This is a genomic window from Streptomyces sp. NPDC058701 (assembly GCF_042715295.1).
In the GTDB taxonomy this organism is placed as follows: domain Bacteria; phylum Actinomycetota; class Actinomycetes; order Streptomycetales; family Streptomycetaceae; genus Streptomyces.
In genome coordinates, this window is record NZ_JBHXSY010000022.1 from 76,856 (window position 1) to 91,002 (window position 14,147).

General features: G+C 74.0%; 12 protein-coding genes. 6 read left to right on the forward strand and 6 right to left on the reverse strand.

Annotated features, from left to right (window positions below):
• Window positions 1-118 precede the first annotated feature (118 nt).
• Both ACFWW8_RS22980 and ACFWW8_RS22985 read right to left on the reverse strand, forming a co-directional pair.
• A complete protein-coding gene (locus ACFWW8_RS22980; protein WP_386530810.1) occupies window positions 119-2,029 on the reverse strand; it encodes an ABC transporter ATP-binding protein in 1,911 nt (636 codons plus the stop codon).
• Entirely contained in the window at window positions 2,026-3,723 is a 1,698-nt protein-coding gene (locus tag ACFWW8_RS22985; protein ID WP_386530811.1) for an ABC transporter ATP-binding protein, read from the reverse strand. Before ACFWW8_RS22985 ends, ACFWW8_RS22980 begins: the two co-directional genes overlap by 4 nt.
• 210 nt (window positions 3,724-3,933) lie before the next feature.
• On the opposite strand from ACFWW8_RS22985, the gene ACFWW8_RS22990 reads away from it, so the two are divergent.
• From ACFWW8_RS22990 to ACFWW8_RS23015, 6 genes are all read left to right on the forward strand, one after another.
• Window positions 3,934-5,001: a FecCD family ABC transporter permease gene (locus ACFWW8_RS22990; RefSeq protein WP_386530812.1), complete on the forward strand. Its 1,068-nt coding sequence runs from the start codon at window positions 3,934-3,936 to the stop codon at window positions 4,999-5,001.
• Window positions 4,998-6,113: a FecCD family ABC transporter permease gene (locus ACFWW8_RS22995; protein ID WP_386530813.1), complete on the forward strand. Its 1,116-nt coding sequence runs from the start codon at window positions 4,998-5,000 to the stop codon at window positions 6,111-6,113. Before ACFWW8_RS22990 ends, ACFWW8_RS22995 begins: the two co-directional genes overlap by 4 nt.
• On the forward strand, window positions 6,110-6,943 hold the full coding sequence (locus tag ACFWW8_RS23000) for an ABC transporter ATP-binding protein (RefSeq protein ID WP_386530814.1): 834 nt from the start codon (window positions 6,110-6,112) through the stop codon (window positions 6,941-6,943). Before ACFWW8_RS22995 ends, ACFWW8_RS23000 begins: the two co-directional genes overlap by 4 nt.
• A 12-nt stretch (window positions 6,944-6,955) precedes the next feature.
• Window positions 6,956-8,536, forward strand: a complete 1,581-nt coding sequence (locus tag ACFWW8_RS23005) for an amidohydrolase (protein ID WP_386530815.1) — start codon at window positions 6,956-6,958, stop codon at window positions 8,534-8,536.
• On the forward strand, window positions 8,533-8,772 hold the full coding sequence (locus tag ACFWW8_RS23010; RefSeq protein ID WP_386530816.1) for a hypothetical protein: 240 nt from the start codon (window positions 8,533-8,535) through the stop codon (window positions 8,770-8,772). Before ACFWW8_RS23005 ends, ACFWW8_RS23010 begins: the two co-directional genes overlap by 4 nt.
• A gap of 192 nt (window positions 8,773-8,964) precedes the next feature.
• Window positions 8,965-9,489: a GNAT family N-acetyltransferase gene (locus ACFWW8_RS23015; protein WP_386530817.1), complete on the forward strand. Its 525-nt coding sequence runs from the start codon at window positions 8,965-8,967 to the stop codon at window positions 9,487-9,489.
• A 58-nt stretch (window positions 9,490-9,547) separates the two neighbouring features.
• On the opposite strand, the gene ACFWW8_RS23020 is transcribed toward ACFWW8_RS23015, so the two are convergent.
• The 4 genes from ACFWW8_RS23020 to argC are packed head-to-tail and all read right to left on the reverse strand — an operon-like array spanning window position 9,548 to window position 13,891.
• The gene (locus tag ACFWW8_RS23020; protein WP_386530818.1) at window positions 9,548-10,777 is read right to left on the reverse strand and encodes an acetylornithine transaminase; all 1,230 of its coding nucleotides are present in this window, start codon (window positions 10,775-10,777) and stop codon (window positions 9,548-9,550) included.
• On the reverse strand, window positions 10,774-11,712 hold the full coding sequence (gene argB, locus ACFWW8_RS23025) for an acetylglutamate kinase (protein WP_386530819.1): 939 nt from the start codon (window positions 11,710-11,712) through the stop codon (window positions 10,774-10,776). Before argB ends, ACFWW8_RS23020 begins: the two co-directional genes overlap by 4 nt.
• The gene (gene argJ, locus ACFWW8_RS23030; RefSeq protein WP_386530820.1) at window positions 11,709-12,860 is read right to left on the reverse strand and encodes a bifunctional glutamate N-acetyltransferase/amino-acid acetyltransferase ArgJ; all 1,152 of its coding nucleotides are present in this window, start codon (window positions 12,858-12,860) and stop codon (window positions 11,709-11,711) included. The genes argB and argJ overlap by 4 nt, the downstream gene beginning before the upstream one ends.
• Window positions 12,857-13,891 (reverse strand): N-acetyl-gamma-glutamyl-phosphate reductase, encoded by a 1,035-nt coding sequence (argC, locus tag ACFWW8_RS23035; protein ID WP_386530821.1) that lies wholly within the window; start codon window positions 13,889-13,891, stop codon window positions 12,857-12,859. The genes argJ and argC overlap by 4 nt, the downstream gene beginning before the upstream one ends.
• Between the last annotated feature and the right edge of the window lie 256 nt (window positions 13,892-14,147).

The following is a 14,147-nucleotide window of genomic DNA, read 5'->3' on the forward strand; positions in this document are numbered from 1 at the left end:
AAGCGCCGTGTGCCGCCTCCGGCTCCGGCGGGCGCCGGGCACGGGGACGGCACACGGCGCGGGCCGGGTGCGGTCGTACGGGCGGCGGTTCAGCCGGGCCGTACGGTCGGGCGTCGGCTCAGTGGACCGACGGGGCCGGGGGCGAGGCCTTGCGGGGCCCGGGCAGCGTCGAGTCACCCGGCTCCCGGCGGCTGGCGGACCAGGCCGCCCAGAGGTCGGCGTACCGCCCGCCCGCCGCGACGAGTTCGTCGTGCGTGCCGGTCTCCACGACCTGCCCCCCGTCGAGGACCACGATGCGGTCGGCGGTCGCGGCCTGCGGGAGCCGGTGGGCGACCATCAGACCGGTACGTCCCTCCAGGGCCCGCAGAGCGGCCGTTTCCAGCACGCGGGCGCCCGCACTGCCGGCGTCGGCGGTGGCCTCGTCGAGGATCGCGATCGGCGGATCGGCGAGGACGAGGCGGGCCAGGGCCAGGTGCTGGGCCTGGGTCACCGTGAGCCGGTGCCCGCCCTCGCCGACGACCGTGTCCAGCCCCTCCGGCAGGGCCAGAGCCCAGTCCAGCGCGCCCACCCGGTCGAGCGCCGCGCGCAGTTCCTCCTCGGTGGCCTCGGGCCGCGCGAGCCGCATGTCCTCGCAGAGCGGTCCGGCGAACACGTGGACCTCCTGGGAGATCAGGGTCACCGCCCGCCGGATTCCGCCGGGACCCAGCTCGCGGGTGTCCACGCCGCCGAGGACGATCGAGCCGTCCGACGGGTCGTGGACTCCGGCGATCAGCTTCGCCAGGGTGGTCTTCCCGGCGCCGCTCGCCCCGACCAGCGCCACCCGCTCGCCGTCGCCGACCTCCAGATCGACGTCGCGCAGGACCTGGTGCCCGGAGACGTACGCGTGGTTCAGGCCGCGGACCTCCACCGATCCGGCCATCCGGCCGGGCCGTTCGCCGGCCTCCCGCTCGGCCGGCAGGCTCGACACGCCCACCAGGCGGGCGAGGCTCGCGCCGGCCGACTGGGCCTCGTCGATGAGGAAGAGCGCGGCGTTGACGGGGTTGAAGAGGCTGTGGAAGTAGAGCGCGGCCGCGGTGGCCGTGCCGATGCTCACCGATCCGTTGTCGACCAGGAAGAACCCCGTCACCAGCACCGCCGCCAGGCCGATGAACTCCGCCAGGTTGAGCCGGGAGAAGAACCCGGACACGAGCCGGATGCCGCGCAGCGCGAGGTCGACGGATTCCCGGGACCGCTGTTCGAGGAGCCGGGAGTGCCGGTCGCCCAGCCGGAACGCGCGTACCGTGCGCACGCCGCCGATGCTGTCGAGGAGCTGGTGCTGCAGGGCTCCCGTCGCCACGCGGTGCTCGGCGTACACCTTCGAGGCGCGCGGGACGTACCAGCGCACGGACAGGACGTGGACCGGTACGGCGAGCAGCACCGCCGCGAGGAACCGCCAGTCCAGTACGGCCAGGCCGACCAGGGTCAGCGCGATGGTGAGCAGGGCGCCGGCGAACTCGGGCAGGGCCTGGCGCACCGCCCTCGCGATGACGGTCACGTCCTGGGTCACCCGCGAGGTGAGGTCACCGGACCCCGCCTTCTCGACGCGTTCGAGGGGCAGCCGCAGCGCCCGCGCGATGAACCGCTCGCGCAGACCGGCCAGGATCGTCTCGCCGAGCCGTGCGACCAGGGAGCTGCCGATCGCGGTGGCGACACCGCGGGCCACCGCCACCACGAGCAGCAGGACCATCGGCACGGTCAGCGAGGCGGAGCCGCGCCGTTCGACGACCAGGTCGACGATGCGCCCGAGCAGGGGAGCGGTCAGCAGCCCGACGCCCGTGCCCAGCACCAGTACGGTCAGCGCGGTGACGGCCAGCAGCCGGTGGCCGCGGAGTAGGGCGCCGAGCACGCCGGCGGTCTGCGCCCCGGTGGCCGTGGGCAGCAGCTCGCGCTCCGGGGTGCTCGGTCCGCTCATCGTCCGTCCTTCGTTGTCCGCGTCTTCGGTGCCCGCGCCCGTAGCGGCCGCGGTGTCGGTCCCGTGGGGATCGGTCATGCCAGCACCGCCGCGCGGTAGGCCGTGTCGTCGGCGACCAGGTCCTGGTGGCGGCCCTGCGCGGCGACGGCGCCGCCGTCGAGGACGACGACCCGGTCCGTCCCGGCGAGCAGGGCGGGGCTCGTGGTGACCAGGAAGGTGGTGCGGTCGGGCCGCAGCCGCCGCAGCCGCGCGGCGATGTGCGACTCCGTGACGGTGTCGACGGCGGTGGTCGGATCGTGCACGACCAGCACCGGGGGGTCCGCGGCGAGGGCCCGGGCCAGGGCCACGCGCTGGCGCTGACCTCCGGACAGGGAGCGGCCGCGCTCGGTGAGGACCGTGTCGACTCCCAGCGGGAGGGCCCGTGCCACGTCGTCGGCCGCCGCGGCGGCCAGCGCCGGACCGGCGTCCCGCGCGTCGGTGTCCATGGCGGCCCGTACGTTGTCCAGCAGGGTGCCTTCGAAGAGGTCGGCGTCGTGATGGGCGACCAGGACGGCCCGGCGCGCGGTCTCGGGGTCGAGCTCGGTCAGCGGTACGCCGTCGAGCTCGATCACGCCCTCGTCGGGGTCCGCCTCGCGGCCCAGGCACAGCAGCAGGTCGTTGGCGGCGGCCGGATCACCGGCGACGACGCCGATCAGACTTCCGGGCTCCACGTCGAGGTCCAGCCCGCGCAGCGACCCGTACGTGACGCCGCGGAGCCGGATCCGGCCGGTGACCGGGTCCGGCAGTGCGGCCGTCCCGGCCGCGACGGCGGGCGGCGAGGCGAGCACCTCGGCGATCCGCTGCGCGGAGGCGCGGCCCTGGGCGAACTCGCCGTTGACGTAGGTGAGGAGCTGGAACGGTCCCAGCAGGTACTGGGCGAGGCCGACGGCCGCGACGAGTTCGCCCACGCTGATCGAGCCGCTCATCGCCAGGTGCGCGCCGACCAGTCCGATGACGGCGATGAACGTCCCGGTCAGCGCGAGGATCGCGCCGTCGTGCCAGGCCCGGCTGCGGGCGGCCCGCAGCGCCGCCGCCAGCGAGTCCTGGCTCGTACGCCGGTACCGGGACACGGCGGCCGCCTCGGCGCCCATGCCCTTGAGCACCCGCAGCCCCGCGACGAGGTCGGCGGCGACGCCCGAGGCGTGCGCCGCGCGCTCCTGTTCGACCTCGCTGCGCTCCTCCAGCGGCCGGCTGATGAGGTGGCCGAGCCACAGCAGTGGCGGTACGCCCAGCAGGATCAGCAGGCCGAGCGGCACCGAGATGCGCAGCAGCGCCACCGCGCTGATGACGAGTCCGGCGGCGCCCGACAGCGCGTACGTCACCGCGGCGGCGGTGGCGCCGACCCGGGTCGCGTCGCCGGTGGCGATGGCGGTGAGCGCTCCGGGCAGCCGGCCCCGGTCGGCGCCGCCGCGCGGGTCGAGCACCTTGGCGCCCAGGGTCAGGCGCAGTCCGTGGGAGGCGTGTTCCGCCGATCCGTCGGTGATCCGGGCGGCGATCCGGTAGCACGTGGACAGTGCGAAGAAGAGCGCGGCGAGGACGAGCAGCCAGCGCAGCAGGGACCCGGTGGAACCGGTCGCGACCGCCTGGTCGATGATGACACCGATGACGACGGGCACCAGGGCCTCGCAGCCCTGGTGCGCCATGCCGAGGAGCGAGGCCGTCGCGACCCGGCGGCGCTGGCCCCCGACCGCCTTCCGGAGGACTTGGCTCCCCGTCGGTCCTCCGTCGAGCATGTGGGCCTCCGTGAGATGGTCGAACAGTTAGGTAAGGCTACTCTAAGCAAGCCTCGGGGCAGACCTTCGCCCGCGGGCCCGGACGCCCTACTTGGGGCACGGTTCAGCGCGTTGACCGTGTAGGGCCAGTGCGGTTAGGGTCACCTAAGTAGCCTTTGATCCGTACGTCATGTCCTTACACCGGCGAGATGCCGCCAGGGAGAGTCGCTGTTGTTGATCGAAACCCAGGCGGCGTCCAGGAGCGTGGCCGGCGGACCGGTCGCGCCCCCGGCGTCCCGGTCCGTGGCGGCCGTACGCGCGGTGGGTCTGCTGGTCGCACTCGCCGCGCTGGTCCTGACCGGCCTGCTCAGCGTGTGGGTCGGCACCAAGGGGATCCCGTTCGCCTCGACGTGGAGCGTGCTGTGGCACCCTGACGGATCGCAGGCCTCGGTCATCATCCACGAGTACCGCATCCCCCGCACCCTCCTCGGCCTCACCGTGGGCGTCGCCCTGGGGCTGTCCGGCGCGCTGATGCAGGCGCTGACCCGCAACCCGCTCGCCGACCCCGGCCTGCTCGGCGTGAGCCTCGGCGCCTCCACCGGCGTCGTCGTCGCCATCGCATTCCTCGGCATCGGTGCGGCCCTGGGCTACGTCTGGTTCGCGTTCGCCGGCGCCGCGATCGCCTCGGTCGTGGTCTACCTGCTGGGCTCGTCCGGCCGGTCGCTGGCCACACCGGACCGGATGGTCGTCGCGGGCGCCGCGGCGACGGCGGTGCTGACCGCCTTCAACACGGCGGTCCTCATGCTCGATCCGCGGGCCTTCAACCAGTTCAGGTTCTGGACCGTGGGTTCCCTCTCCGGCCGCGACCTCGACTTCCTGTACGTGATCCTGCCGTTCGTCGCCGCGGGCCTGCTCATCGCGCTCCTGCTCGCCCCCTCGCTCAACGCCCTGGGCATGGGCGACGACGTCGGCCGCGCCCTCGGGGTCAACGTCAACCGCACCCGGGTGCTGGGCGCCCTCGCGGTGATGCTGCTGTGCGGTGCGGCGACCGCCGCCGCCGGGCCGATCGGCTTCGTGGGCCTGGCCGTTCCGCACGTGGCCCGCTTCGTGGTGGGACCCGATCAGCGCTGGGTGCTCGCGTACTCGATGCTCATCGCGCCCGTCCTGCTGATCGGTTCGGACGTACTGGGCCGGGTGCTCGGAGCGCCCGGCGAGGTCCAGGTCGGCATCGTCACCGCGTTCCTCGGCGCACCCCTGTTCATCGCGCTGTGCCGGCGCCGAAAGTTGGTCATGCTGTGAGTGCCGCACCCGACGCCGACACCGCCGTCCCCCCGTCCCGGACCGCCGGCGACGCGGACCCCGCGCCCCGCGTCCTGAGCGGTTCGGTCCTGCGCACCCGGGGCGGCCGGTACTCCCTGCGGGTGCAGGGCCGCACGGTGGCCGTGACCGCGATCCTGCTGGTTCTCCTCGTCGCCGTCATGGGGGTCAGCCTCACGACGGGGGACTTCGACCTGTCCGTCGGCGAGGTGCTCCAGGCGCTCTTCGGGCACGGCGGCGGCGCCGCCGACTTCGTCGTCAACACGCTGCGCATGCCCCGGCTCGTGACGGCCCTGTGCGTCGGCGCGGCCCTGGCCGTCAGCGGCGCCATCCTGCAGAGCCTGACCGCCAACCCGCTGGGCAGCCCCGACATCATCGGCTTCACCAACGGATCGGCGACCGGAGCCCTCGTCGTCATCGTCGTGCTGCACGGCAGCATGACCCAGATCGCGATCGGAGCGCTCATCGGCGGACTCCTCACCGCCGGGGCGATCTACCTGCTCGTCGCCGGCGGGGGAGTCCAGGGCTTCCGGCTCGTCGTCGTCGGCATCGGGGTGAGCGCCCTGCTGCTCGCCGCCAACTCCTACCTGATCACCCGGGCGAGCTGGCAGGAGGCCCTGGAGGCCCAGGCCTGGCTCATCGGCAGCCTCGGCAACCGGGGCTGGGACCACGCGACCGCGATCGGCATCGCCGTCGCCGTACTGCTGCCGCTCGCCCTGCTCTTCGCCCGCCGGCTCTCCATGGTGGAGATGGGCGACGACACGGCCCGGGCCCTGGGCGTCAGTGTGGGGGCGAGTCGTACGGCCCTGCTCGTCATCAGCGTCGCGCTGGCGGCGTTCGCCACCGCCGTGACCGGTCCGATCTGGTTCGTCGCGCTGGCGGCCCCCCAGATCGCCCGGAAGCTCACCCGGGCGTCCGGCCCGGCCCTGGTGCCGGCCGCGGCCATGGGCGCCGTCCTGCTGGCCGGCAGCGACCTCGCCGTCCAGCGCATGTTCTCTCCCGCCCTCCTGCCGGTGGGCACGGCGACCGGCACCATCGGCGGCCTGTACCTCATCTGGCTGCTGGTCACGGAGTCACGAAAGAGCCGCGCATGACTGAGACCCTTCCTCCCACGGCCCGACTGAGGGCCGAGGACCTGACCCTCCGCTACGACCAGCGGACCGTGGCCACTTCCCTGGGCGTGGTCATCCCCGACCACTCCTTCACGGTGATCATCGGGCCGAACGCCTGCGGGAAGTCCACCCTGCTCAAGGCGCTGGCCAGAATGATCAAGCCGCAGGCCGGTGAGGTCTACCTCGACGGGGCCGCCATCGCGTCCTACCGGTCCCGCGAGGTCGCCCGCCGGCTCGGCCTGCTCCCGCAGTCCTCGACCGCGCCGGGCGGCATCACCGTGGGCGACCTCGTGGCCCGCGGCCGCTACCCGCACCAGAAGCTGCTCAAGCAGTGGTCCGCCGAGGACGAGGCCGCGGTCGCCGAGGCGATGCGCCAGACGGGGGTGCTGTCCCTCGCCGACCGCCCCGTCGACGACCTCTCGGGCGGCCAGCGGCAACGCGTGTGGCTGTCCATGGTGCTGGCCCAGCAGACGTCCATCCTCCTGCTGGACGAACCGACCACCTACCTCGACATCGCCCACCAGGTCGAGGTGCTCGACCTGTGCGCCGACCTGCACGAGCGCAAGGGCCACACGATCGTCGCGGTCCTGCACGACCTCAACCAGGCCTGCCGCTACGCCACCCACCTCGTGGTGATGAAGCCGGGCGGGATCGTCGCCGCGGAGGGGGACCCCTCGACGATCATGACCGAGGAGCTCATCGAAGACGTGTTCGGCCTGTCCTGCCGGATCATCGACGACCCGGAGACCGGCACGCCCCTGATGGTGCCCACCGCCCGCAAGCGAACCGCCGCACCCGCCGCCACCTCCTAGGGACGGACCTCCTTGCTCACCACCCGGCTGACCAACGCCAACATCGTCACGATGGACCCGGACCACCCGGTCGCCCACGACCTGGGCATCTGGCACGGCCGGATCGTGGGCCTGGACAACGCGGTGACCTCCCTCCCCGCACGCGAGGTGATCGACCTCCAAGGAGCCACCGTGCTGCCGGGGTTCATCGACAGCCACGTCCACCTCGCCTGGACGGGCCTGAAGGCGGGCACCCCGAGCGTCGCGCCGTGCACACGGGTCGACGACGTGCTCGCGGTCGTTGCGGAGGCCGTCTCCCGGCAGAGCGTGCCCGGAGCCTGGGTGGACGTGGCCGGGTACGACCAGCGGGGGCTGGGGCGCCACCTGACCGCCGCCGAACTGGACCGCGTCAGCGCCGGGCACCCGGTGTTCCTGATGCACGACTCCGGACACGCCTGCGTGGTCAACAGCGCCGTACTGGACCGGCTCCCCGCCCACGTCCCGCACGAGAACGGCTTCCTCGCGGAGGGCGCCATGAGCGCCGCCCGCGCCCTACGGCCGCCGTACGCCCAGGCGGAACTCGCGGACGCCGTCGAGCGCGCCGCGCGGACCTGTCTGTCCGAAGGGGTCACCGCCTGTGCCGAGGCCGGCATCGGCGGCGGCCTGCTGGGCCACAGCACGGTCGAGCTCGGCGCGTACCAACTCCTGCGCGACCAGGGTCGGCTGCCGCTGCGCGTGCAGCTCATGGCGGCCGCCGACATCCTGCGGCCCGTCACGCCGCAGACCTCCGACGGCATCCCCCGCGCCCTCGACCTCGGCATGCGCACCGGCTTCGGCGACGACTGGCTCTCCCTCGGCGCGCTCAAGATCTACACCGACGGCGGGATGATGGCCCGTACGGCCGCCCTCACGAGCCCCTACCAGGGCTCCGAGCACGCCGGTCAGCTCCAGGACGACGCGGAGCGCCTCGCGGACACCATCGTCGACGGCCACCTCGCCGGATGGCAGCTCGCCGTCCACGCCATCGGGGACCGGGCCGCCGACCTCGCCCTGGACGCCATCGAACGCGCGCAGCGCCTGCGGCCGCGCCCGGACGCCCGGCACCGCGTCGAACACGCGGGCCTGATCCGGCCCGACCAGTTGCCGCGCTTCGCGCGCCTCGGGGTGAGCGCGGTGGTCCAGCCGAACTTCCTGTGGTCCTTCGGCGACGACTACGCCGCCATCATGGGGGAGGAGCGGGCTCCCTGGCTGTACCGGGGCCGCGGCTTCCTCGACCACGGCATCACCCTGGTCGGCAGCTCGGACCGACCCGTCACCGACGGATCGCCGCTGCGGGCCGTCCAGTTCATGGTCGAGCGCGCCTCGCCGTCGGGCCGGACCATCGGCCCGGACGAGGGCATCACGGTGGACCAGGCCCTGTACGCGTACACGGTCGCCGGGGCGTACGCCTGCCACTGGGACGGCAGCGCCGGCAGCCTCGCCCCGGGCAAGCGCGCCGACCTGGTGGTGCTGGGGGACGATCCGCGGCGCGTCGACACCTCGCGCATCGGTGAGATCGAGGTGGTCGCCACGTACGTGGACGGCGTGGAGTCGGAAGGGGCGAAGGCGCTGTGAGCACGCGCACGGAGAGCGCCGCGGAGGCCGAGGCGTTCGCGTACCTGTGGCAGGAGCCCGAGGACGAACTCCGCTGGGTCATCTGGGACCTGGACGAGGAGACCATGGTCTTCGACCGGGAGATCAACTGTCCCGTCCACATCGACGACGACGCGACCCGCTCCGAGGTGCTGCGCCGGATGCGCGCGGCCGGTGTGCCCGAGGGCCCCGACTACCCGGGCCGCCCCTGCGCGTAGGAGCGGCGGGCGAGGGCCGGACCCGGGCGGGTGCGGCCGGGCGCGGGTCCTGGCGGGTGCCGCCGGGCGACCGGAGGACGTCGCGGAATTTGGTCCGTCAGCTTAAGTAAGGCTAACCTTAGTTGATGGCTCCGGCAGTGCGGCGATCCTGCCGCCTTCCGCGCGTGCTGGGGCCGTAAGGAAAGGGAACCCTTGATCACGGCTACTCCGCGGACCGCCTCCCGGTCCGCCTGCGCGCCCCTGCCCGCCGTCCTTCCCGTGCGCTCCGCGAAACCCCGCGACGCCGCCGCCCTCGCGGCCCTGTCACGGCCGTTCGTGCAGTCCGGAGCGCTCCGTGCGCGCCCCTTCTCCGTCTACCGGTCGGACGCGACCGACTTCCTCCTCGTGGAGGCCTCCGACGGGACGCTCGAAGGCTGCCTCGGCCTCGGTGTCCACCCGGCCGACCCGGTGCGCGGCAGCGGGCCCGCCGGGGTCCTGTACAACTTCTGCGTCGCACCCCGCAGTCAGGGCCGCGGCATCGGGGCGATGCTCCTGCGCGGCGCACTGCTCCGCGCAAACTCCCTGGGGCTGGGCGCCCTGTTCACCGCGACGACCGGAAGCGGCGCCCTGTTCCTCCGGCACGGCTTCGGTCCCGCGGACGCGCGCCTGGCGCCGACCGCCTGGGCCGGATCGCTCTCGCCCCGGCGCAACTCGCGGATCCTCGCCCGCGTCCTCTGACCGGCGTGCGGGTACGCGTACGGGCCGGCTCCCCGCGGGGGAGCCGGCCCGCGGCGCCTCAGGCGCCGAGGACCTCCGGCAGGACCGAGAGGAGCGCGTCGACCTGCGCCCCCGGGACGGTCAGGGCCGGGGCGAGCCGTACGGTCGCGGGGCCGGCCGCGTTGACGAGGAAACCGGCTTCCTGGGCGGCCCGCTGGACGCGCGCCGCGACCGGTTCGGTGAGGCCGATGCCCACCAGCAGCCCCGCACCCCGCACCTCGGCCACCCGGGGATGGCCGAGCGCCCGGATGCCGCGTACGAGCCGACCGCCCTGCCGGGTGACGTGCGCGAGCAGGTTCTCGGCCCCGATGGTCTCCAGGACCGCCAGTCCGGCCGCGCAGGCCACCGGATTGCCGCCGAAGGTCGAGCCGTGCTGACCCGGCGTCAACAGGTCGGCGGCCGCGCCGAACGCGATCGTCGCACCGATCGGCATGCCGCCGCCCAGCCCCTTGGCCAGGACCATCACGTCGGGGTCGACACCGTCGGCCGCCTGGTGGGCGAACCAGTGCCCGGTGCGGCCGATCCCGGTCTGCACCTCGTCCAGCACCAGCAGCGTCCCGGTGGCCCGGGTGATCTCACGTGCCGCCCGCAGGTACCCCTCGGGCGGCACGATCACCCCGGCTTCGCCCTGGACCGGCTCGAGGAAGACGGCCGCCGTGTCCTCCGTGACCGCCGCCCGCAGGGCGTCCGCGTCGCCGTACGGCACGTGGCGCACCCCGCCCGGCAGCGGCAGGAAGGGTTCGCGCTTCGCGGGCTGGCCGGTGAGGGCGAGCGCGCCCATGGTGCGCCCGTGGAAACCGCCCTCGGCGGCGACCACCCCGGTCCGTCCGGTCCGCCGGGCGATCTTGAAGGCGGCCTCGACCGCCTCCGCCCCGGAGTTGGAGAAGAACACCCGTCCGGGCCTCCCCGACAGCCCCAGCAGCCGCTCCGCGAGCGCCACCGCGGGCTCGGAGACGTAGAGGTTGGAGACGTGGCCCAGCGTGGCCACCTGTCCGCCGACCGCCGCCACCACGGCGGGGTGGGCGTGCCCGAGGGTGTTCACCGCGATCCCGGCGGTGAAGTCGGCGTACGACCGGCCCGCCTCGTCCCACACGGTGCTCCCCTCGCCGCGGACCAGGGCCAGCGGCGGGGTGCCGTAGTTGTCCATCATCACCGCGCGCCAGCGGTCCGCCAGCACCGCGCGCTCCGCCGGCACCGCGCGGTCCGCGTCCGCGGCGGGCTGCCGGATCACGTCGTGTGCGAGGGTCATACCGTTCTCTCCTCCAGGTCGGGCACCACCGTGGTTCCGGCGGCGTCGCCGGAGACGACCCCGCGCAGCACCGAGTGCGGCACCCGGCCGTCCAGGACGTGCGCCTTGCGCACGCCCGCGCGGACGGCCCGCAGGCAGCCCTCCATCTTGGGGAGCATGCCGCTCGCCAGTTCCGGCAGCAGCTTCTCGACCTCTTCGGCCGTCATCCGCGCGATCACCTCGGTGCTGTGCGGCCAGTTCGCGTACAGCCCCTCGACGTCGGTGAGCATCACCAGCTTCTCCGCGTCGAGGGCGACCGCCAGGGCCGCCGCCGCGAGGTCGGCGTTGATGTTGTAGACCTGCCCGTCGGCGCCGCGGGCCACGGGGGAGACCACCGGGATGCGCCCCTGCGCCAGGAGGGCGCGGAGGGTGTCCGCGTTCACGTCGACGATGTCGCCGACCAGTCCGAGGTCCACCGGTTCGCCGTCCACCCACGCCGTTCGCCGGACCGCGGTCATGGTGTGCGCGTCCTCGCCCGACATCCCCACGGCGAACGGTCCGTGCGCGTTGATCAGGCCCACCAGCTCCCGCTGTACCCGGCCCGTCAGCACCATCCGGACGACGTCCATCACCTCCGGCGTCGTCACCCGCAGGCCCGCCTCGAAGCGGACCTCCAGGTCGAGCCGTCCGAGCATGGCGCTGATCTGCGGGCCGCCGCCGTGCACCACGACCGGGAGCAGGCCGGCCAGCCGCAGGTCCACGACGTCCCGGGCGAAGGTGCGCTTCAGGTCCTCGTCCACCATGGCGTTGCCGCCGAACTTGATCACGACGATCCGGCCCCGGAGGTGCTCCAGGCGGACCCGTTCGCTCAGGGGCGTTCCCGGGACGGCCGTGGTCGCGGACGTGTGCGCGTGCGGCGCGGCGAGCGGTTCCTCCCGCGTGTCCGTTGCGCTCATGAGCTGTACGCGCTGTTCTCGTGGACGTACTCGGCGGTGAGGTCGTTGGTCCAGACCGTGGCGGACGCGTCACCGGCGCGCAGGTCGACCGTGATCACGATCTCGCGCGCCGTCATGTCCACCGCGTCGCGGGACGCGCCGGCCGCGCCGTCCCGGCACACCCAGACGCCGTTGATCGCCACGTCCAGGAGGTCCGGATCGAAGGCGGCGGCCGTCGTGCCGATCGCCGACAGCACCCTGCCCCAGTTGGGGTCCTCGCCGTGCAGCGCGCACTTGAGCAGGTTGTTGCGCGCCACGGACCGCGCGACCTCCACGGCGTCCGCTTCCGAGGCCGCGCCGACGACCGCCACCTCGATCTCCTTCGACGCGCCCTCCGCGTCCGCGACCAACTGCCCTGCCAGGTCCCGGCACACGGCGCGGACCGCTTCGGCGAAGCCGTCGTCCTCGGGCGTCACACCGGAGGCGCCCGAGGCGAGCAGCAGCACGGTGTCGTTGGTGGACATGCAGCCGTCCGAGTCCACCCGGTCGAAGGTCGTGCGGACCGCGTCCCGCAGCACGGAGTCGAGGACCTTCGCGGGGACGTCGGCGTCCGTGGTGAGGACCACGAGCATCGTCGCCAGCCCGGGCGCCAGCATGCCGGCGCCCTTCGCCATGCCGCCCACGGTCCAGCCGGGCCCGTGGACCGCGGCGGTCTTGTGAACGGAGTCCGTCGTCTTGATCGCGACGGCGGCGTCCTCGCCCCCCTCGGGCGTCAGCCGGGCGGCGGCGGTGGCGATGCCCGCCGTGATCCGGTCCATCGGCAGCGAGGTGCCGATGAGCCCGGTGGAGCACACCGCGACCGCGTCGGCGTCCGCGCCCACGGCGCGGGCCGTGTGCTCGGCCATCACCCGGGTGTCCTCGGCGCCCGAGGGTCCGGTGCACGCGTTGGCCCCGCCGGAGTTGAGGACGACGGCGACTGTCCGGCCGTCCGCGAGCACCCGCCGGGACCAGCGGACGGGCGCGGCCTGGACCCGGTTGGAGGTGAACACGCCGGCGGCGGCGTACGACGGGCCGCGGTTCACCACCAGCGCGAGGTCGGGGTCACCGGACGGTTTGATCCCGGCGGCCACACCGCTCGCGAGGAATCCCTGTGCGGCGGTCACGGTCACGGAGCCACTCCATTCGTGGGCAGGCCCAGCCCTTCCGGCAGGCCCAGGGCGACGTTCATGCTCTGCACCGCGCCACCGGCGGTGCCCTTCGTGAGGTTGTCCACGGCGCTGACCGCGATCACGCGGCCCGCGTACTCGTCCACCGCCACCTGTACCTGCGCGCTGTTGGACCCCAGCACGGCGGAGGTCTGCGGCCACTGGCCGTCAGGGAGCAGCCGGACGAAGGGTTCGCCGGCGTACGCGTCCCGGTAGGCGGCCCGCACCTCCTCGGGCCCGGCGGCGCCGCCCTTGCGCAGGGGCGCCGAGCAGGTGGCGAGGATGCCGCGGGGCATCGGCGCGAGGGTCGGGGTGAACGACACGGTCACGTGCTCGCCCGCAACCCGGGACAGGTTCTGGGTCAGCTCGGGCGTGTGCCGGTGGCCGCCTCCGACTCCGTACGGGGTCATCGAGCCCATCACCTCGGAGCCGAGCAGTCGCGCCGTGGCCGCGCGGCCCGCGCCGGAGGTGCCGCTCGCGGCGACGACGACCGCCTCCGGTTCCACCAGGCCCGCGGCGAAGGCGGGGTACAGCGCCAGGGTCACGGCCGTCGGGTAGCAGCCGGGTACGGCGATCCGGGTCGCGCCCTTCAGCTCTTCGCGGACGCCGGGGAGTTCGGGCAGTCCGTACGGCCAGGTGCCGGCGTGGTCCGACCCGTAGAACCGCCGCCACTGCGCGGGGTCGTGCAGCCGGAAGTCCGCGCCGCAGTCCACGATCAGCGTGCCCGGCTGCACCTGCGCGGCCAGCGCGGCCGACTGGCCGTGCGGCAGGGCCAGGAACACCACGTCGTGCCCCCGGAGCGACTCGGCCGAGGTCTCCACCAGGACCCGGTCGGCGAGCGCGGCCAGGTGCGGTTGCACCTCCCCGAGCCGGCGCCCCGCACTGCTGTGTGCGGCCAGCGCGCCGATCTCCACACCGGGGTGCGCGGAGAGGAGACGCAGGATCTCCCCTCCGGCGTACCCGCTGGCGCCGGCCACCGCGACCCGTACCGTCATGTCCCTGGTCCCTCTTCGCGCTCGCTCGATGCCGGACCTTCGCCCGGGCGGTATCCTGATGGGGCGTCATGCGTGTGGTCCCGGACCGGAAGGGCGGGTGCCCGGCCGGTCAGGGGTGGATCAACGGCGGTCGGGCATGACGACGCCCCCTCGGCCACGTTGTGCTTAGGTCAGGCTAACCTAATCTGGCCGGTGTGGTGCAGGGGGCGTTCGCATCACGGGACGATTCGGACGCTTCCCGCCGGGGCTTCCGCAC